Annotated in this window: 20 protein-coding genes, 1 pseudogene and 1 other annotated feature; all 21 genes and pseudogenes read right to left on the bottom strand. The window is 34.9% G+C overall.

Annotated elements, in window-relative coordinates; all coding sequences use genetic code 11:
• Positions 1-2 precede the first annotated feature (2 nt).
• The 21 genes and pseudogenes from AC3WJF_RS00515 to AC3WJF_RS00415 all read right to left on the bottom strand — a co-directional run bounded on the left by AC3WJF_RS00515 (position 3) and on the right by AC3WJF_RS00415 (position 19,502).
• Positions 3-896, bottom strand: coding sequence for an aspartate carbamoyltransferase catalytic subunit (locus tag AC3WJF_RS00515; protein ID WP_492449083.1), 894 nt, complete (start codon positions 894-896; stop codon positions 3-5).
• 145 nt (positions 897-1,041) lie between these two features.
• The gene (locus tag AC3WJF_RS00510) at positions 1,042-2,355 is read right to left on the bottom strand and encodes a solute carrier family 23 protein (RefSeq protein ID WP_492449081.1); all 1,314 of its coding nucleotides are present in this window, start codon (positions 2,353-2,355) and stop codon (positions 1,042-1,044) included.
• Positions 2,356-2,510: 155 nt separating this feature from the next.
• Positions 2,511-3,053 carry a bifunctional pyr operon transcriptional regulator/uracil phosphoribosyltransferase PyrR gene (gene pyrR / locus AC3WJF_RS00505; RefSeq protein WP_492449080.1) on the bottom strand — a complete coding sequence of 181 codons (543 nt, stop codon included), beginning with the start codon at positions 3,051-3,053 and terminating at the stop codon, positions 2,511-2,513.
• A 162-nt stretch (positions 3,054-3,215) separates the two neighbouring features.
• Positions 3,216-4,121, bottom strand: a complete 906-nt coding sequence (locus tag AC3WJF_RS00500) for an RluA family pseudouridine synthase (RefSeq protein WP_492449078.1) — start codon at positions 4,119-4,121, stop codon at positions 3,216-3,218.
• Positions 4,087-4,605: a signal peptidase II gene (lspA, locus tag AC3WJF_RS00495; protein ID WP_492449077.1), complete on the bottom strand. Its 519-nt coding sequence runs from the start codon at positions 4,603-4,605 to the stop codon at positions 4,087-4,089. The genes AC3WJF_RS00500 and lspA overlap by 35 nt, the downstream gene beginning before the upstream one ends.
• An 86-nt stretch (positions 4,606-4,691) precedes the next feature.
• The gene (locus AC3WJF_RS00490; RefSeq protein WP_492449075.1) at positions 4,692-4,973 is read right to left on the bottom strand and encodes a hypothetical protein; all 282 of its coding nucleotides are present in this window, start codon (positions 4,971-4,973) and stop codon (positions 4,692-4,694) included.
• Between the two features lie 132 nt (positions 4,974-5,105).
• Positions 5,106-7,868, bottom strand: a complete 2,763-nt coding sequence (ileS, locus tag AC3WJF_RS00485; protein ID WP_492449074.1) for an isoleucine--tRNA ligase — start codon at positions 7,866-7,868, stop codon at positions 5,106-5,108.
• A 93-nt stretch (positions 7,869-7,961) separates the two neighbouring features.
• Positions 7,962-8,189 (bottom strand) — a binding site (T-box leader).
• A gap of 137 nt (positions 8,190-8,326) precedes the next feature.
• Positions 8,327-8,833 carry a DivIVA domain-containing protein gene (locus AC3WJF_RS00480; RefSeq protein ID WP_492449073.1) on the bottom strand — a complete coding sequence of 169 codons (507 nt, stop codon included), beginning with the start codon at positions 8,831-8,833 and terminating at the stop codon, positions 8,327-8,329.
• Positions 8,834-8,962: 129 nt separating this feature from the next.
• Positions 8,963-9,739, bottom strand: coding sequence for a YlmH family RNA-binding protein (locus tag AC3WJF_RS00475; RefSeq protein WP_492449072.1), 777 nt, complete (start codon positions 9,737-9,739; stop codon positions 8,963-8,965).
• 51 nt (positions 9,740-9,790) lie between these two features.
• The gene (locus tag AC3WJF_RS00470; RefSeq protein WP_492449071.1) at positions 9,791-10,051 is read right to left on the bottom strand and encodes a YggT family protein; all 261 of its coding nucleotides are present in this window, start codon (positions 10,049-10,051) and stop codon (positions 9,791-9,793) included.
• Between the two features lie 5 nt (positions 10,052-10,056).
• Positions 10,057-10,512 (bottom strand): cell division protein SepF, encoded by a 456-nt coding sequence (locus AC3WJF_RS00465; protein ID WP_492449070.1) that lies wholly within the window; start codon positions 10,510-10,512, stop codon positions 10,057-10,059.
• Positions 10,513-10,529: 17 nt separating this feature from the next.
• Entirely contained in the window at positions 10,530-11,201 is a 672-nt protein-coding gene (locus AC3WJF_RS00460) for a YggS family pyridoxal phosphate-dependent enzyme (RefSeq protein ID WP_492449285.1), read from the bottom strand.
• Positions 11,191-12,027, bottom strand: coding sequence for a peptidoglycan editing factor PgeF (pgeF, locus tag AC3WJF_RS00455; RefSeq protein WP_492449069.1), 837 nt, complete (start codon positions 12,025-12,027; stop codon positions 11,191-11,193). Before pgeF ends, AC3WJF_RS00460 begins: the two co-directional genes overlap by 11 nt.
• 267 nt (positions 12,028-12,294) lie before the next feature.
• Positions 12,295-12,573 carry a YlmC/YmxH family sporulation protein gene (locus tag AC3WJF_RS00450; RefSeq protein WP_492449068.1) on the bottom strand — a complete coding sequence of 93 codons (279 nt, stop codon included), beginning with the start codon at positions 12,571-12,573 and terminating at the stop codon, positions 12,295-12,297.
• A gap of 108 nt (positions 12,574-12,681) precedes the next feature.
• Entirely contained in the window at positions 12,682-13,458 is a 777-nt protein-coding gene (sigG, locus tag AC3WJF_RS00445) for an RNA polymerase sporulation sigma factor SigG (protein WP_492449066.1), read from the bottom strand.
• 159 nt (positions 13,459-13,617) lie between these two features.
• Positions 13,618-14,337: an RNA polymerase sporulation sigma factor SigE gene (sigE, locus tag AC3WJF_RS00440; RefSeq protein ID WP_492449065.1), complete on the bottom strand. Its 720-nt coding sequence runs from the start codon at positions 14,335-14,337 to the stop codon at positions 13,618-13,620.
• 68 nt (positions 14,338-14,405) lie between these two features.
• Complete coding sequence (gene spoIIGA / locus AC3WJF_RS00435) at positions 14,406-15,326, bottom strand: sigma-E processing peptidase SpoIIGA (RefSeq protein ID WP_492449063.1); 921 nt, start codon at positions 15,324-15,326, stop codon at positions 14,406-14,408.
• A 389-nt stretch (positions 15,327-15,715) separates the two neighbouring features.
• Positions 15,716-16,855: a cell division protein FtsZ gene (gene ftsZ, locus AC3WJF_RS00430; protein ID WP_492449062.1), complete on the bottom strand. Its 1,140-nt coding sequence runs from the start codon at positions 16,853-16,855 to the stop codon at positions 15,716-15,718.
• Between the two features lie 143 nt (positions 16,856-16,998).
• Positions 16,999-18,282, bottom strand: coding sequence for a cell division protein FtsA (ftsA, locus tag AC3WJF_RS00425; protein ID WP_492449061.1), 1,284 nt, complete (start codon positions 18,280-18,282; stop codon positions 16,999-17,001).
• Between the two features lie 184 nt (positions 18,283-18,466).
• A pseudogene (locus AC3WJF_RS00420) lies at positions 18,467-18,601 on the bottom strand (DUF1290 domain-containing protein); the annotation flags it as partial.
• A 118-nt stretch (positions 18,602-18,719) separates the two neighbouring features.
• Positions 18,720-19,502 carry a cell division protein FtsQ/DivIB gene (locus AC3WJF_RS00415; protein WP_492449059.1) on the bottom strand — a complete coding sequence of 261 codons (783 nt, stop codon included), beginning with the start codon at positions 19,500-19,502 and terminating at the stop codon, positions 18,720-18,722.
• Positions 19,503-19,645: the final 143 nt, after the last annotated feature.

Genomic DNA, 19,645 nt, shown 5'->3' with positions numbered 1-19,645 from the left:
CTTTAGTATCCTCCACACTCAAGTATTTTTTTCAGTACTGCCATTCTCACAAAAACTCCATTTTCCATTTGTTTAAAAATCCTTGAGCGCGTAGCTTCCACCAATTCATCTGCTATTTCCACATTACGATTGACAGGTGCAGGATGCATGATAATACTGCCCCGTTTCATACGGCTTTCTCGTTCAAGTGTTAGACCGTATTTTAAGTGATACTGTTCTGCACTCATATTGGAAGTTTGTTCATGTCTTTCATTTTGAATTCTTAGTAGCATAACGACATCTGCATTTTCAATGGCCTTATCAATATTTTCATATTGTCCAGTGCTTAAGAATGAGGAGTCAAACCATTCCTCAGGTCCGGAAAACACTACTTTCGCTCCAAGTTTACTTAAAGCATCCTTGTTGGACCTGGCAACACGACTATGCATAATGTCACCGATTATTGCCACTTGGAGATCTTTGAATCCGCCAAATTCTTGTTGAATCGTAAACAGATCAAGAAGACATTGAGTAGGGTGTTGACCGCATCCATCTCCCCCATTAATAATTGGAATATTTACTTTACCAACCAAAGTGTCATAGTAACGGTCTTGGGGATGTCTTATAACTGCAATATTTGTCCCGATTACTTCAAAAAGCTTTACCGTATCATAAAGTGATTCACCTTTTGAAACACTTGAGAAATTCACATCAAAAGGAATTACTTCTAATCCTAATTTCTTCTCTGCTACATCAAAACTGCTTTTCGTTCTTGTGCTTGATTCAAAAAACATATTGACTGCAAAGGTTTGCTGCTTTGGTCTCCAAAACTCTCCTTTTGAAAAAAATGCTGCTTCTCTCAACAATTCGTTTATTTCTTCAACCGAAAGATCGGAAATGGATAGTAAATTTCTCAATGTTTTCCCCTCCTAAATGAAAACACCCTGCGCTAAGTAAAGTGCAGGGTGCATTATCAAAATGTGAATCAGTTTTAGGAAAAACCTTCGTTCACATTTCAACACCCTTTTAAGCCTCTCTGGACTTACATTAAAAGGTGGATCCTTATTCAGTTTCTTGTTCAAACATATTTATTTCTTCTTTTGGTCTTCCTGGTAAAACAAGATTTAAGATAACCCCGATAATTGCTGCTAATGCCATACTGGATAGCTCTAATTTTTCAGTTAGCTTTAAGTAAGCACCACCGACACCTATTACTAAGATGACAGAGGATATAATTAAGTTGCGATTTAAACTAAAATCAACTTTATTATCCACTAGCATTCTCAATCCGCTTGAAGCAATTATTCCAAATAGCAGGATAGATACTCCTCCCATCACACAAGGAGGAATCGTACTTAGAAGAGCACTAATTTTTCCTATAAAACTAAAGCAAACTGCGAATACTGCCGCTCCTCCGATTACATAAACACTATATGCTTTTGTGATTGCCAATACTCCAATATTTTCACCATAGGTTGTTGTAGGCGGACCACCGATTAACGAAGCAATAATAATGGAAACACTATCTCCCATGATTGATGGACCTAATCCTGGCTTTGCAACTAAATCTCTTCCGACAACTTTACTTAACACAAGCTGATGTCCTATATGCTCTGATAGAGTGACGATGGCAACAGGAACCATTAGGAAAAAAATACTCCCGGAAAAAGTTAGTTTATATGAAGCAAAAGGAAATATTAAATCTGGTAATGCTAGCCAATGTGCCTTTATGACAGGAGTAAAATCTACGATTCCTGCAAACACTGAGATAATATATCCTCCTACAATCCCAATTAGAATCGGGATGATACGGAAGAATCCTTTCAAGAAAGCTGAACTTATAATCGTAATTGCTAATGTGCTTAGTGCGATAGCCATATGTTTCTGACTATAAATTAGGTCTTGAGCTGGGGCACCATAATTTTTATACATAGCCATCCCACACGCCACTGTTGCAATTCCTAAACCGATAACGATAATCACTGGTCCTACTACTACAGGTGGTAGAAGCCTCATCAGCCATTTATACCCTGTTTTTGAAATAATTAAAGCAACGATACCATAAGCAATACCTGCTAGGAAGGTACCCATCATTGCAGCTCCTGGCCCACCTGCAGTTTTTGCTGCTATAAGGGGAGCTATAAAGGCAAAACTTGATCCTAAGTATGCTGGTACTTGTCCTCTTGTAATTAAAATATATGCTAAAGTTCCTAAACCACTTGACGCTAACGCTACTGCAGGACTTAAACCTACAAGCATTGGGACAAGTACCGTAGAACCGAACATCGCAAATAAATGCTGGATACTAAGACTAATCCATTGTGATACACCAGGTTTTTCGTGTATATCTAAAATAATTTCTTGTTGTTTCCCCATTTGTGTTCCTCCTCAATTATGTCAGAATAGCGCAATAAAAAAACCTCTTTACAGCGGTGAAGCTGCAAAGAGGTATAAGTAGCCAAAAAATTTGATAGATTTGGCTATAACTCCTTTGCCAGCCTCACGGGACTGTCTTTAAAAGGATAAACTATTTAATTTTCATAAATACTTACTTTATCTACCTGATCCACTTCCATTAGCTCCACAACTATTTTTTCAGAGCTGGAAGTTGGTATATTTTTTCCAATAAAATCTGCACGTATTGGAAGTTCCCTATGCCCTCTATCAACAAGGACTGCGAGCTGAATTTGCGATGGTCTTCCAATATCCATTAGTGCATCCATTGCAGCCCTTACAGTTCTCCCCGTGAATAAAACATCGTCTACAAGAATTACTTTCTTGTTTGTAATATCAAATGGAATATTAGAACCTTTTACTTCTGGTTCAGCATTCTGTGTTTTAATAGATAAATCATCACGGTATAAAGTGATATCTAAATCACCAACTATGATCGGATTTCCTTCAATTTTTTCAATTTTCTCAGCCAAACGTTTTGCAATATGGATTCCTCTTGTTCGTATTCCAACTAAGACACAATTATCTATTCCCTTATTTCTTTCGATAATCTCATGTGCAGTTCTAGTTAGTGATCGACTAATTGCCTGTTCATCTAGTAAGACTGCTTTTTGATTCAATAGTATCACTCCAATATAAAACCCTCTCAATTAGAGTTGAGAGGGCATACGTAATAATAACAAAAATAATAAATTTCCGTATCCTTCTCAGCCTCTCTGGACTGGGTTAAAGGGCTATTTAGCTACTAATAGAATAAAACATGACCACGATTTTGTCAATCACTAGTTTCGAATATCATGTAAAAGCCTTGAAAAATATTCTGGTAATGGCGCTTCGAATTCCATATACTCTTCTGTCCTTGGATGAACAAAACCTAATATCCCTGCATGAAGTGCTTGACCATCAATATCAAGTGTTTTTCTTGGACCATACTTTGGATCCCCTACAAGTGGAAAGCCAATATATTTCATATGAACTCGAATTTGATGAGTTCTTCCAGTTTCCAATTCACATTCAATATATGAATATTGATTAAATCTCTCTAATACACGAAAATGAGTGACCGCATGTTTTCCATTATCCACTACCGTCATTCTTTGCCTATCCTCAGGATCTCTTCCAATAGGTGCATCAACTGTCCCATAATCATGAGGTATTACACCATGAACAATGGCGTAGTATTTGCGTGTCACTGATTTTTCCACTAATTGGTTCACAAGCTTTTCATGTGCCATATCATTTTTCGCAACCATTAATAGTCCTGATGTATCTTTATCTATTCGGTGCACAATACCTGGTCTTAAAATACCATTTATTCCTGATAAATCTTTACATTGAGCCATTAATCCATTCACTAAGGTACCAGTCAAATGACCAGGAGCAGGGTGCACCACCATACCTTTTGGCTTATTTACTACCAATACATCGTGGTCTTCGTAATATATATCAAGATCCAATTGTTCTGGAACAACATCCAAATTTTGTGGCTCCGGAATGCTTATTAAAATTTTATCGCCTAAATTACTTTTATAATTAGATTTCACTATTTTTGCATTAACAGTCACATTGCCGTCTTTAATCCACTGCTGAACTTGAGATCTTGACCATTCATCATTAATAGTAGATAACACTTTGTCTAACCGTTCATTTTTTTCATTTTCTTGTATGATGTGTTCCATTATTTCCATATGTTTTCTCCTTTGAACGAAACTCTTCTAGTAGCATGTAAATAATTAACAGAATCACACCAATCGTTAATGCAGAATCTGCAATATTAAAAATCGGAAAGTCATATCCGAAAATATACGTATGGATAAAGTCAACAACCTGTTTTCTAAATACTCTATCTATAAAATTTCCAATTGCTCCACCAAGCATAAAGCCAAGACTTACACCTAATAATACTTTTCCCTTAGCATATTTTTGCATATAATAAATTATCCCAATGACTACTACTACTGTGATTAGATAAAATAGCCACATTTGTCCTTGTAATATCCCCCAGGCAGCACCTTCATTACGATGTGAGGTGATATAGAACAAATTTTTTATTATAGGGATACTTTCGCCAAATTCCATATTTTTAACAACAAGCCATTTGGTTAATTGATCTAATGCAATAATAAATAGTGCGATAATGTAAAAAACCACAAAAGCAACCCCCGAATCCATATGTATTAATTCATTTTGGTTTTAAAACGTTTCTTTTGAATTTTAGCATACTATATGGATGAAAGGGAAGAAATAGTATTTCTACCTTAATTAAATGGGATGGCTACTTTTGCATAATTCCTTAATTCATACCAGTCTTCAGAACTTTTTAATGTTGGTATGGAATCGAGCCAATTATTTGGAATTGCTTCACCACTTTGTTCACATTTTCCAAAATGACCGTTATCCCATTTAGAAAGTGCGATATTTATATCACTGAGTTCCTCCTTGATGAGGGCTTGAATCATTTCATTATTTGTTTTATATGCCGTTAGCTCTGCTTTTAACGATTGCAACAAACAGAATAATTCATCATTCTCCATATTCATATCCATCCCTCCAACGTATTGTATTCATTAGTGTGCCCATGAACCAAAAGTTTTTCGGGAGTAACTGTTGCAAAAACTACTAAAAATTAGAAATAAAGTGCCTAACACCGTTTGGTGTCAAGCACTTTATTTTTATACATATTCTTTTTCAACTACGGACGCACAACGTAAGCAAAGTGTTGGATGCTTTTCATCTTTTCCTACTTCAGGAGTTACAATCCAACATCTTTCACAAGTTTCACCATCTGCTTTTTCGACAACAATTGCAGCATGTTCAAGCTTAACTGCATTTTCAGGAGCTTCATCATATGAACCAGCTACTTCATAACCAGAAACAATAAATAACTGTTTCATATTCTCTGAAATGCTTTCAAGCAATTCCTTTGTATTTTCATTTACATACAATGAAATTTTTGCAGTCAATGATTTCCCAATAATTTTTTCATTTCTTGCTTCTTCTAGTGCTTTTAAAACATCATCGCGAAGGTTTAAAAAGCGATCCCATTTTTCTTCTAAGCCTTTAGCGTTTTGAAGTTCTTTAGGCTCTGGCATATCTGTTAATTGCACACTTTCTTCTTCTACACCTGGAATGAATGCCCAGACCTCATCCGCAGTATGTGGAAGAATTGGTGATAATAGCTTTGTAAGCGATGTTAGACACTCATATAATACCGTTTGCATCGCACGACGTTCATAATTATCCTTCGCCTCAATATATAATACATCTTTAGCAAAATCTAAGTAGAAAGAGCTTAAATCTAATGTACAGAAATTATTAATTGCATGGTAGATGCTAGCAAATTCATAACGTTCGTACGCCTCACGTGCATGTTTAACTAGTTTATTTAATTTAACTAGTAAGAATTGGTCAACTTCACGCAATTCATCATATGCAATACCATCTTGTTCTGGATGGAAGTCGCTTAAATTCCCAAGTAAGAAGCGGAATGTGTTACGAATTTTTCGATATACTTCTGATACTTGTTTCAAAATAGCATCAGATACACGAACATCTGCTTGATAATCAACAGATGCGACCCAAAGACGAATAATATCTGCACCTAATTGATTAATTACTTTAGCAGGAACAATAACATTTCCTAGCGACTTACTCATTTTTCTTCCTTCACCATCTAAAGCAAATCCATGACTTAAAATCCCTTTATAAGGTGCTTTACCAGTTACAGCCACTCCAGTTGTTAAGGACGAATTAAACCATCCACGATATTGATCTGATCCTTCTAAATACAAATCAGCTGGACGTTGTAATTCATTTCTTTCTTCCAATACAGCTTGATGAGATGACCCTGAATCAAACCAAACATCCATAATATCTGTTTCTTTTGTAAAATTACCATTCGGACTGCTAGGATGTGTAAATCCTTCAGGTAATAAATCTTTTGCTTCTTTTTCAAACCAAATATTTGATCCATTTTCACGGAATAATTTTGAAATGTGAGCAATTGTTTCATCTGTAATAATTGGATCTCCATTTTCCGCATAGAATACAGGAATTGGAACACCCCATGCACGCTGACGGGAAATACACCAATCACCGCGATCACGAACCATATTAAATAGTCTTGTTTCTCCCCATGAAGGAACCCATTTCACCTCTTGTATAGCTTGAAGAAGCTCCTCACGGAATGAATCGATAGAAGCAAACCATTGAGCTGTAGCACGGAAAATAACAGGTTTCTTTGTTCGCCAATCATGTGGATAGGAATGAGTGATAAAGTTTAGTTTTAATAATGCTCCGACCTCTTCAAGTTTTTCCGTAATCGGTTTATTTGCTTTATCATAAAACAAACCTTCAAATCCTGGTGCTTCTGAAGTCATATACCCTTTATCATCAACTGGACATAGTACATCTAAATTATATTTTTTCCCAACGATAAAGTCATCTTCACCATGACCAGGAGCAGTATGCACGCATCCAGTACCTGATTCAGTAGTAACATGATCTCCTAACATGACAAGTGATTCACGATCATATAATGGGTGTTTAGCAATAATATACTCTAAATCTTTCCCTACAACCGTTTGTACTACTTGTGGATTATCCCATTCAAGTAATGAAGTAACCTCTTCCAATAGCGCTTCAGCTACTACATATTTTTGATTGTTTACTCCAACAATAGCATATTTTAATTCTGGATGAACGGAAATACCTAGGTTTGCAGGAATTGTCCAAGGTGTGGTAGTCCAGATAATAATTTTAGTCCCATTCTCCAATACACCTTTTCCATCCTTCACATCAAATGCTACATAAATGGAGGCTGATCGTTTATCATTATATTCAATTTCAGCTTCTGCCAATGCAGACTCACTAGAAGGGGACCAATAAACAGGTTTTTTCCCTTTATAGATATACCCTTTTTTCGCCATTTCACCGAATACTTTGATTTGCTGAGCTTCATATTCTGGTTTTAAAGTGATATATGGGTTGTCCCAATCACCACGTACACCTATACGTTTAAAAGCAGTACGTTGATTATCAACCTGTTCGTAAGCATATTCAGCACATAATTTACGAAATTCGGCAATGGACATTTCTTTTCTTTTAACGCCTTTATTTGTCAATGCTTGTTCGATAGGTAAACCATGTGTATCCCATCCTGGAACATATGGAGCTGAGTATCCTGTCATTGATTTAAAACGAACGATAAAATCTTTCAAGGTTTTATTTAAAGCATGCCCCATATGTAGGTCACCATTTGCATACGGCGGTCCGTCATGAAGGATGAATAATGGTCTACCATTAGTTCTTTCCTGAACTTTTTGATAGATATTCATTTCTTCCCATTTTTCTTGAATTTCAGGTTCTCTTTTTGGTAAATTTCCTCTCATCGGAAATTCAGTTTTTGGCATTAATAACGTATCTTTATATTCCACGAATTTTTCCTCCTTATATAAAAGATTACAGAGACATTTGTTAGTTCGTATAAATCCTTTCCAATTTAAACAACAAAAAAACCTTCTCATCCCAATAGGGACGAGAAGGTTTTCCCGCGGTACCACCCTGATAGACAAATGTTTTTTTGTCCTCTCTTCCATTCATAACGTGAATGAACGCCGTCATTTACTCGCATGTTTGCTTTCAAATCAAGTACTCAAGGGTGATTTTCAAGAATATTACTTATACCAAGCTTCCACTATCCTTGGCTCGCTAAAATAAGATGATAATAACTTTACTGTCCCTGTCATCGCTTTACATATTATTTTTCTATTATATGTGATAAATTTCTAGTCAGTCAAGAATATTAAGGAGCTTTTTCGTAAACTTTAATGTAATACAAAAATAGAGCCTATCCCTAATAATTAAACTAGGACGATACATTTGTAAAACTATCTTACTTAATTTCTTCTTCAAGATTTAGTTCTGTTGCATCAATTTCGAACTCCATTAATTTATCCCAGTCATCGTTTCTTAATAGATCGAGTTGAGCTTCAATTAACATTTTTAACCTTGTTCTAAATACTTTAGATTGTTTTTTCAGTTCTTCGATTTCCATAGCAACTTTCCTTGCCTTAGAAAGTGCTTCATTTACAATTCGATCAGCATTTTTTTCCGCTTCACGAATGATTAATTTTGCTTCTTTTTGGGCATTTCCCTTTACTTCTTCTGCTGCTTCCTGAGCAACTATGATGGATTTATGTAATGTTTCCTCAATATTCGTAAAGTGGCCAAGTCTTTCATTTGAGGAGGATAATTTTTCATCTAATTCTTTTTTTTCACGAATTAACAATTCATAATCTTTTATAATTTGGTCTAGAAACTCATTTACTTCATCTTCATCGTAACCGCGAAACCCTTTACTAAATTCTTTATTATGTATATCCAATGGCGTTAAAGGCATTTATGCCACCTCCACAATATGTTACTGATTTTGATAGATTTAATCTGATCAAACTTCAAGTATCAATCATTTTCTTTTATTATAACTGAATTTCGACACTATTAGGGGAATTTCCTGCAATTTTTTTATTTATTTTAATAAACCAACTTTCAATCGCCATTTCTCTTTTTTAGTTTGACCTTCAATTGCAATCATTTTGCTTCGCCCGTATCCACGTACCGAAATGATATCCCCTTCTTCACAAAGAAAAGATGTTTGCTCTACTTCTTTCCAATTCACTTTCACCATGCCATGCTGAATAAGTGTTTGAGACTTTTGTCTAGAAATAGGATATATTGCGGATAATACTGCATCTAATCGTAAGGAGCTAGTCGTTGTTACAAGTTCCCTCCATTCCTCGTTACTTTCAATTACATGGCTAAAAGGAACTTCCACAAGCTGAATATTGGTTTTACCAATTTGCTGCATCTCCATCTTAATATATTCCATAATTTCCGTAGGTATGATAAGTTGAATGCGATCATTTTGAACCAAGATATCCCCAAATTTTTCTCTTTTTAGACCTAGAGACATTATGGTGCCCAATATTTGTCGATGGCCAAGAGTAACATATTTTCTTGGATACTCTATTTCCAATAATGTCAATTGGAAATCGTTGTTGTCCGGTGTAATATAATCCGGGTATAATAATACTCTTTTTCTTTCAGCCCCATCATATCCACCGAATTCACTATAATTTACAGGTGAATCTGTTCCGATGATTGACTTTACAATATGTATTTGCCTAGGGTCTAAAAAGTCAGTTAATTTAGGTGCATAAGAATCTTCTACAAATTGCTCCCAATTTAAAACCTGGTCAATAAATTCTTTCTCATCCGGTCTAAAATGCTGATAAATATTACTCATAGTTATCCTTCCATCAAATAAAATAAAAAGGTTGCACGCATTTGCAACCTTTTACATTAACCAACCTTGCAATTGCCCAAGTCCTCCGCGTGCTAATCCCAAAACAATTAAAGCTACAATAGGCGAAATATCAATCATCCCAATCGGAGGAACGATTCGTCTAAATGGTTCAAGATATGGTTCACAAATACGAGCAAATAAATTTCCTAAGGATGTTTGTTGTGCATTAAACCACGACATAAAAATATAAATAATGATTATATATGAATATATCGATAGAATTTGAATTAATAACCCAAAAATTAAACTCATTTAATTCAGGACCACCTCGAATCAAAATTACTTTCTTGCATTAATTCTGAAATATTTCCAGATACTTCAACATTATCGGGGGTACATAAAAATATATTACTTCCAATTCTCTGGATGTCGCCACCAATGGCATAAATAGTACCGCTTAAGAAGTCAATAATGCGTTTTGCCTGATCATGCTGAATACGTTGTAAATTTACTACCACGGAACGTCGATTTTTTAAATGATCAGCTATTTCTTGGGCTTCTGCATATACCCTAGGCTCTATTAACACTACTTTAGAACCCTTAGTGACACTTTGCAGACTGACAATATTTTGCTTTGCAGAAGATTGATTAAATCTTGGGGCAGGCTCATGCTCATGTTCATGAGTACCCTCATGTCCCATTTTTTCTTCTTCCATATCATCATATTCATCATCTAACAAAAAAAATGTTTTTATTTTAGATTTCAACCCCATTATTTACACCTCCTAAATTATTCCCCAACCAATGATGTACCAATCCGTACAAATGTAGCTCCTTCTTCGATTGCGATTTCATAATCATTTGACATACCCATGGATAGCTCCTCACATGGGGCCCAATCTAGCTTCAGAGCTTGTACATTTTCTTGAAGCTGTTTCAAACCGCGAAAAGTATGACGAATCATATTTTCATCTTCCGTTAAAGGTGCCATCGTCATCAAGCCAATAACATGTATTTTCTCTAATGGTTGTAGCTCTTTTATAAAGTCTATTACAGACTCTGCTGAAATTCCATGCTTTGATTCTTCTTTCGAGACATTCACTTGGATAAAACATGAAATTCGCTTTGCTGCTCGCTTATTTATTTCCTCAGCTAATGACATTCGATCTAAAGAATGAATGTAAGATACTTTATCAATAATATTTTTTACTTTTCTAGATTGCAAACTTCCAATAAAGTGCCATATCGGTTGTTTTCCTAAATAATCCCATTTTCCAAGTAAGCCTTCACCTCGATTTTCACCTAGATGAATGATTCCCGCTTCAAGAGCTTCTTCCGCCCTTTCAACTGTAACATATTTTGTTACTGCGATTATCTTTACTTCACTAGAGTTACGTCCAACCCTAATGCAAGACTCTTCGATATTATTTTGAATTATTGTTAGCTTTTCACTAACCTTCACTTCCATCATATCCTTTCAAACCTATGAAGCCAATCATTCTTCCTGTATTTCCATTGTCGCGACGATGAGAATAAAATTCACCGAGATCGCAACTTGTACAAAGCTTTGTTATGTATATATTTTCTGATAAAATTCCTGATTTTTTAAGAATCATTTGATTTAATTTTCTTAAATTTAATTGATATTGTCCAGCAGAAATTTCATTATAAGGTTTATTATCTTCTGGAGATAACCATGAATCAACTTCTTTCATGACTCGGTTATCGACAACATAACATTTTTCACAAATAGAAGGCCCAATTGCCACCTTTATATCTGATGAATCAATCCCCTTTTTATTCCATTCATCAATCATTTCCTTGGCAATGCCGTTAACCGTTCCCTTCCAACCAGCATGTGCAATCCCAATCATATCATGCTTCGCAGCGTAAAAGTAAATAGGTACGCAATCAGCGTAACATAAAGTCAAAAGGGTATTCTTCAAATGCGTATACAAACCATCCGTATCTTGAATGCTGCTTTCATAATCTAGAGAACCTTTTCCCTGTTGTTCACTATTTATTTCCGCAATACGAATTCCGTGTGTTTGTTCACAGCCCACCCATGATTTAATTGGAAAATGAAGTTTCCTAGCCAAATGCTGCCTATTATTCCTAACAGCCTCTTGATTGTCTCCAACATGAAATCCGCAATTTAGAGTACCATCAAACCTTTCGCTATAGCCACCATTTTTTGTAGTAAATCCAGCAATAACATGTGGTTCTTCTTCCGTCCATTCCTTTATATAAAAATATTCTTTATCTTGTTTTTCAAATGGTTCCCGCATTGTGAACACTCCAATTTATTTTTCAATAATGTCTTTTTCGTAAAGATTGTCGCTTTGCGTAAATTGCTATTAATCTAAATGGAGTCATAGCTTCGGGGCATCTCTTCTTAAATGATTATTCATTCTTGAACTATTTAAGGATGTTAATGAAAGTTACGTCTACAAAAGGAACATTGATTAAGAAAAGAGCCATAATAAAAAAAGAAGGTAGTATTTACCTTCACTTTCCAATAGTGTACCATAGAAACTATTAATTGGGGGAATGATTTAATTTTTTGGCTCCTGAAGCTGCTGCTGCCCCATAAATTTTTGTTCTTTAAATCTTACTAAAATAACATCCTCACCAATTTTAACAATATTGCTCCAAGGTATTACAACTTCCTCATCCTTACTAAAAAAGCTCAATAGTTTCCCTTGTCCACCTATTACAATACTTTCAATCTTTCCATTGTCTAAATTAATATCAATATCTGTTACATTTCCTAATCTTCGACCATCAGAAATGCTTACAACATCTTTTATTTGAAAATCAGATATACGTACCATCTTAATCCCTCTCCTTAAAGGCAATTATCCAATTAATTAATGTATATGCTAGGACAAAGGAATTAATAATAAAAGTCGTGCACCATTTCATAGTTGCACGACTTTACTTTATTGAATATTCTTGTTCATGGCTTTTATCGCAGCTTTTTCTAAACGAGATACTTGTGCTTGTGATATTCCAATTTCTTCGGCAACTTCCATTTGGGTTTTTCCTTGAAAAAACCGTTTTCGTATAATTAATTTCTCACGGTCATTTAACCTTCTCATACCTTCTTGTAATGCTATTTCCTCAATCCAATTACTGTCCCTATTTCTTTCATCACTTAATTGATCCATAACAAAAATAGGATCTCCACCATCATTGTATATTGGCTCGAATAGGGAAACTGGATCTTGAATAGCATCTAGTGCAAATACAATTTCTTCATGTGGTACTTCCAACACTTTTGCAATATCCTCTGCAGTTGGCTCCTTTGATGTTTCACTAATTAGCCGCTCCCGAACCTGGAGAGCTTTATAAGCAATGTCACGGAGTGAACGCGAAACACGGATTGGATTATTATCCCGCAAATACCGGCGTATTTCTCCAATTATCATCGGAACTGCATAGGTAGAGAATCGTACATTTTGACTTAAATCAAAGTTATCAATGGACTTCATAAGTCCGATGCAACCAACCTGAAAAAGGTCGTCCACATATTCTCCGCGATTATTAAAACGCTGAATGACACTTAATACCAGTCGTAAATTTCCATTTACAAGCTTTTCTCTAGCATACATATCACCGGCATGCATTTGCTTTAGTAATTCTCTCATTTCCTCATTCTTTAAAACAGGAAGCTTAGATGTATCAACACCACAAATTTCTACTTTATTTCGCTTCAAGTTATTTCCCTCCTAACAGGAGCTGCTGTTCAAAAATAAGTATCTCCTTAGGTGGGAAATTTATGCACTATAGTAACGATTACATATTCCAATTATGTTTGTTAAATCGTTGATTTTTATGGCATTTTTCGCGAAAAAATTTTTTTATTTGCGTTAAGTTCAAACCATTTTATTAAATTCTTTACGTAGTCTTTTGATGATTCTTTTTTCAAGACGTGATATATATGATTGTGAAATGCCAAGCATATCAGCTACATCTTTTTGTGTTTTCTCTTCTTCCCCTTGAAGTCCAAAACGAAGCTCCATAATTTGCTTTTCGCGGTCAGTGAGCTGGTGAAGGGCATTAAATAAGAGATTTTTATCAACATTTGCTTCCAGATCCTTCGTAATTATATCTTCCTCAGTTCCTAATACATCTGATAATAATAATTCATTACCATCCCAATCAATATTTAAAGGCTCATCAAATGAAACTTCCGATCTGATTTTATTATTTCTTCTTAAATACATAAGAATTTCATTTTCAATACATCTTGAAGCATATGTAGCTAGTTTAATTTTCTTCTCCGGATTGAAAGTATTTACTGCTTTTATCAAACCAATCGTACCAATACTGATTAAATCCTCAATGTTTATACCTGTATTTTCGAATTTGCGTGCAATGTACACTACTAATCTTAAGTTACGCTCAATTAATAATGATCTTGCAGCCTTATCACCACTTGGAAGTTTTTTAAGAAGTACTTCTTCTTCATCCTTTGACAATGGTGGAGGAAGTGCTTCACTTCCTCCAATGTAATATATTTCATCTGTTTTCAAGCCAAGCTTCATTAATAATTTATACCATATATAGGACAATTTAATTTTTAGATTTTTCATTGGAAGTCCTCCTTCTAAATTGGAACTATCGAGAGTATAGTAATATTACAAATATTGAATACGGGGAACTATGAAGCATTTTGGATTGGAATACCCGTTAACATTTTTGGATGAACAATACACTGGAAGATATCATCACTTGATAACGATTGGTTTGTGAAAGAAATAAGTGATTTTTGTACGTTCCAGCTGCCTTTTACACTTTGAATATGGAGTGAATCTGGCTTATAGGCTACAAGTAACTGTTGATTTTTTCCGACTGCTTTAGCAGGGATAAGACGAATCTTATCGTACCACTCAGGATCTAATTGAATGGAACCATCCATTAGCCTTTCATGGTTTTCGGATAGCGTAATTACTGTATTGGGCAATTTTTCAAGGATGCTCTGAGTTGAAACAATCATTACCGGAGCCTTTGAAATAGGGTCTTGTAATTGATTACCACTATCTACTAGTCCAGGTAATACAATATGTAACCCATTAATGTAAATTTCCACTTCCACTAATTGATCAAATTGGATTTTTGTCATTTCGAAATTTGAAATTCTCTGCTTCGCGAAATACCAAGCAATTGGCAGTCCAAAAATAACAAACATCCAGCTTATTGGGTCTCCGAAACCCTTTTCACTTGCAAGCAGGAGCTGATTATCGACATTCAAAAAATAATGGGTACCAATCAATATGCCTCCAATCAAAAAGGTCGCAAAGTAAAACGTTAATAAATTTGAAAAAAAATATTTAAATCGTTTAAAACCGAATACGGAATAAACCATTACTATGGAAAATCCAAGTTTAACAATAGGATTCCCAGCATAATGAGCTAATGGTGTAACGAGCATTAAAATTAGGATGGAGCCTATTAGTCCACCAATAAAGACCCTCCATATTCTTACATTGCGTTTTAAAATAATGGCGGTAAGCCAAAGGAGCATGCTATCTACCAATAAGTTCAGTAGCCATACTACATCCATATAAATGACCAATAACATATCCCCTCCTTTTTTCGAATGATGTTTTTCATATTAATTGTATAAAAACCAAAAGCTGATTTTTATCTGTTGCTTTTCGTACTCTTCTAATAAAGTATAGTTTCGGGGCTTCTTTTCTTAAAAGGATTAACAATCTAAAACAAGATGGATAGTTTTATGGGATATACAAATTTAAATACAACAAAAATTAAGAAAAGAGCTTTTCGAAAAACTATAATACCGACAGTATATCGTACATCCCTTTTAAAAGTGTGTCATTTCTTGTAAGTGAAAAAGAAGAACTTTTCGAAGTTTCATTCGAAATTTGTCATTCTCAATATGAGAGGTTGGGGTAAATTATCAGTACAAAAAAACCAGATGAATAAATCATCTGGTTTTGATATAAAACATTATTTGCGATTTCTGTTTCGTAAAAATGTTGGGATATCAAGTGTATCTTCAACATGCTGCGTTGTATTACGAACGTGCTCTTGATGCATTTCTTCCCGTTTAGGTTCACGCTTTAATGGCTGATTATGCGAAGGTTTAACTTGTCCAAAGCTATGTCCTTGATGCTGCTGTTTGACTTGAGGGCCATCCTCATTAAATCCAGTTGCAATAACAGTCACGAGAATCTCATCTTTTAATTCCTCGTTGATTACGGAACCAAAAATCATATTCACTTCTTGATCAGAAGCTGAAGCTACAATATCGGCGGCTTCTTGAACTTCATACAAGCTTAAATTAACTCCACCTGTAATATTCATTAAAACCCCTTGAGCTCCATCAATCGATTTTTCAAGAAGCGGAGAAGAAATTGCTTTTTTAGCAGCTTCAGCAGCTCTATTTTCTCCTGTAGCAACACCAATTCCCATTAATGCTGATCCCTTATTGGTCATAATAGTTTTCACATCAGCAAAGTCAAGGTTGATTAATCCAGGTGTAGCAATTAAGTCAGATATACCTTGAACCCCTTGGCGTAAAACATTATCTGCTTCACGGAATGCTTCAAGCATCGGTGTGCTTTTGTCTACAATTTCCAATAATCGATCATTTGGAATGACAATTAGTGTGTCAACAGCTTCCTTCATTGCTGCAATACCGCCTGTAGCTTGTGTAGAACGTTTACGACCTTCAAATGAAAATGGACGAGTTACTACGCCAACAGTTAAAGCACCAAGCTCTCTTGCTATCTGTGCAATTACAGGTGCAGCACCAGTACCTGTACCACCGCCCATACCGGCTGTAACGAATACCATATCTGCTCCTCTTAATGCTTCTTCAATCTGCTCCTTACTTTCTTCGGCTGCTTTCTTCCCTACTTCCGGATTTGCACCAGCACCTAGCCCTCTAGTCAGCTTTGCACCAATTTGCATTCTTAATTCCGCTTTAGACAAATTCAATGCCTGTGCATCCGTGTTGACTGCAATAAACTCAACACCTTGAACATCATTTTCGATCATTCGGTTTACGGCGTTATTCCCACCGCCACCTACGCCAATTACTTTTATCGTTGCTAAAGAATCTAAATTCGTATCGAACTCCAACATGACAAATCCTCCTAATTCGTCGGTATTCCACCAAGACTTATTTTCTACTCTGGGTTCTGTAATAAGAATAGAAGGATACCTGCGGTGAAGATTTCATTCTTCAGTCGCAACTAACTTCCTTAATGGTTAACTTACTCTCTCTATTACTCAAAAAAGTATCCAAAGAATTTCTTCATCTTTGTGGACATTTTCTCTTCTTGTTGTTTTTCATTTTTTGGTTTTGGTTGTGATTTCTTCATAGGTCTCTTTTCTTGATGATCTATCTGAATAGAAGATGCACTTACACTTCGACCTTGTAATCTAGCATTTCGATATGCATATTTAATTAATCCAATTGCTGTCGTATATTGTGGTTCACGAACCCCAATATAATCTGGAATGGCAATACGAATGCGATTTTGAAAGACCGATTGTGCTAATTCTAACACACCAGGTATATTTGCTGTTCCACCTGTTAATACTATACCACCTGGCAGATCATAAATATTCAATCGCTTTAACTCTTCTAATACAAAGTCAAATATTTCTTCTAATCTAGCTTCTATAATATCAGAAAGTTCCAATTGGTTAAATTGTTGATGCTGGTCACTTCCGATAATTGGAACACTGAAAACCTCATCTTCTAATGCATCATTTCGAAAAGCATGTCCATGCTTTATTTTAATTTTTTCAGCATCTTCTGTAGAAGTTCTCAGGACGATAGATAAATCTTTTGTAATATGATCGCCGCCAATTGGTATGACACTTGTACTTTTGATATTTCCATTTTCAAATACTGCTAAAGTAGTAGAACCTCCACCAATATCGACTAAGATAGCTCCTAAATTTAATTCATCCTTTGACAAGCAGACAGCTCCGGCAGCCAATGGCTGCAATACTATTTCAGTAATATTTAAACCAGCTCGTTCTACACATCTTAGAGTATTATGTAAACTTGTTTTTGATCCTGTTACAATAGTGCCCTCCATTTCCAACCGAACACCAATCATACCACGAGGATCATTAATTTCATCTAAACCATCAACAATAAATTGCTTAGGAATAACATTGATAATTTCCCTTTCTGGTGCAATAGAAATTACCTGTGCAGCATCCATTACTCTCGCTACATCTTCATCAGAAATTTCGCGATTTTCACTTGCAACAGCAACAATCCCATGACATGATTGCAGCATTACATGGTTGGAGGCAATACCAACAATAACATGGTTAATATTCATCCCTATCATTCTTTCAGCTTGTTCAACTGCTTTTTTTATCGAATGAACAGTTTCATCAATATCGACAATGGAACCCTTTCGAATTCCTTCTGATTTTACATTGCCAACACCGATAATATTTAATGAATCATTAACCATTTCACCGATAATTACTTTAACGGTGGACGTACCGATGTCAAGACTTACATATATTTCATTGTTGTTCATACAATGGCACCTCCTTTTGCCTAAAAAGTCTTTCTACTTTTTCATATCTAGCATAAGTTAAAACTATTAATTATATTGTCTATTTTATCATCTACTAGTATATATACTATACAAATATTCGTCGTAAGTGAATATTTCCCTTTTAAATTGTTTAATTTTTTTTAGTTTTTTCACTTTTATAATACTATTTTTTAAAAATAATTCTTTTATTGACCGCTGACAGTTTAAAATTGCGTACATGAAACGAAAAAACTGCCGCCAAATATAAGTCTACACTAAGAATAACACCTAGAAAAGCTAAACTTAATGCAAGAATAATAATTAAAACTGGAGATCTGGTAAATTTGAACTAGTAGATCTTTTAAGTTGCTAGGTAAAAGGAGAGAGCTAATATAAATATCCTTTAAAATAGCAAAAGTAGTTTGAAGATGGTATTTTTACCCTTCACTGTTCTGTTTTTCATCTTTATGATCCTTTTTCACTTTAAAAGGTGTGAAATATGAACCTACTTCAAGATCAATAATCCCTTTTGAGTTAGGCGCCAATTGACTAATTATAGAAGGATAGTGGAGCATTTTATCAGCAAATGTCCTCATTGTTGCTGAAACCTCATTACCATCATTCATATATAACAGAAGGTGATACTTATCTGTATTATTTGGATCATAATGAATTTCAGAAATAGAATTAGTGATTTCCTTAGGTAATTGTTGAAGTTGCTCCATCATGAGCTTTAAATAATTACCTTCATGAAAATTTGTTAAGATGGGAACATTAAGTTTCTTTACATTATCTCCACGAATAATTACACCATTTTCAAGTACAGGAATAAAACTAGTCCCAGTTGCTAATGATGCTAATTGTTTATACTCCTTTATCTGAATGTTTATTTTATTAGGCATTTCCTTTTTAATAACAACCGATTTAATTTCTGGAAGTTGAAGTATTTTTTTCGTAATATCTTCATTTTTCATATTCCAAATATTCGTTTTTGTTGATAAGCTACTTTTTTCGATAATGTCTTTTCCGCTAACAGATAAGTTACCTTTAACACTGATTTTTCCAACATGGCTTAAGGGCGATTGGAAGTAAATAACACAAATGATGAGTAAAAAGAATACAGACAGAAGAAAAATTAACCGACGATTAGTTTTTCGTTTTCTCTGCTGCTTTAGTTTGGGAATTCGGTCCTCTAATGAAACAACTTTGCCTTTTCCCATATAATGATCGCCCCTCCCTAGTAAAACAACTTTCTATTTAGCTTTTATATGTTATGTAGGATAAACGGTATGATAATCAAACCGTTTATGATTCATTGTTATATTATTTTATATTTGTAAATAAATTGTGGTAAGAGCGCAAT

The sequence above is a fragment of the Heyndrickxia sp. FW510-T9 genome, from assembly GCF_058781025.1.
The sequence above is the reverse complement of the archived record's forward strand: the minus strand, read 5'-3'. Positions and strand labels throughout refer to the sequence as shown.

What these genes read in the sequence shown, in the direction of transcription:
- spoIIGA (WP_492449063.1), bottom strand. Translation starts at nt 15,326, where the DNA reads ATGTTATTGGTCATTTATATGGATGTAGTATGGCTACTGAACTTATTG.
- AC3WJF_RS00480 (WP_492449073.1), bottom strand. Translation starts at nt 8,833, where the DNA reads ATGCCTTTAACGCCATTGGATATACATAATAAAGAATTTAGTAAAGGG.
- AC3WJF_RS00510 (WP_492449081.1), bottom strand. Translation starts at nt 2,355, where the DNA reads ATGGGGAAACAACAAGAAATTATTTTAGATATACACGAAAAACCTGGT.
- AC3WJF_RS00415 (WP_492449059.1), bottom strand. Translation starts at nt 19,502, where the DNA reads ATGGGAAAAGGCAAAGTTGTTTCATTAGAGGACCGAATTCCCAAACTA.
- AC3WJF_RS00500 (WP_492449078.1), bottom strand. Translation starts at nt 4,121, where the DNA reads ATGGAAATAATGGAACACATCATACAAGAAAATGAAAAAAATGAACGG.
- AC3WJF_RS00490 (WP_492449075.1), bottom strand. Translation starts at nt 4,973, where the DNA reads ATGAATATGGAGAATGATGAATTATTCTGTTTGTTGCAATCGTTAAAA.
- sigE (WP_492449065.1), bottom strand. Translation starts at nt 14,337, where the DNA reads ATGAAAAATCTAAAAATTAAATTGTCCTATATATGGTATAAATTATTA.
- AC3WJF_RS00470 (WP_492449071.1), bottom strand. Translation starts at nt 10,051, where the DNA reads ATGAGTTTAATTTTTGGGTTATTAATTCAAATTCTATCGATATATTCA.
- AC3WJF_RS00465 (WP_492449070.1), bottom strand. Translation starts at nt 10,512, where the DNA reads ATGGGGTTGAAATCTAAAATAAAAACATTTTTTTTGTTAGATGATGAA.
- ftsA (WP_492449061.1), bottom strand. Translation starts at nt 18,282, where the DNA reads ATGAACAACAATGAAATATATGTAAGTCTTGACATCGGTACGTCCACC.
- pgeF (WP_492449069.1), bottom strand. Translation starts at nt 12,027, where the DNA reads ATGCGGGAACCATTTGAAAAACAAGATAAAGAATATTTTTATATAAAG.
- AC3WJF_RS00450 (WP_492449068.1), bottom strand. Translation starts at nt 12,573, where the DNA reads ATGGTACGTATATCTGATTTTCAAATAAAAGATGTTGTAAGCATTTCT.
- ftsZ (WP_492449062.1), bottom strand. Translation starts at nt 16,855, where the DNA reads ATGTTGGAGTTCGATACGAATTTAGATTCTTTAGCAACGATAAAAGTA.
- AC3WJF_RS00475 (WP_492449072.1), bottom strand. Translation starts at nt 9,739, where the DNA reads ATGAGTAATATTTATCAGCATTTTAGACCGGATGAGAAAGAATTTATT.
- lspA (WP_492449077.1), bottom strand. Translation starts at nt 4,605, where the DNA reads ATGGATTCGGGGGTTGCTTTTGTGGTTTTTTACATTATCGCACTATTT.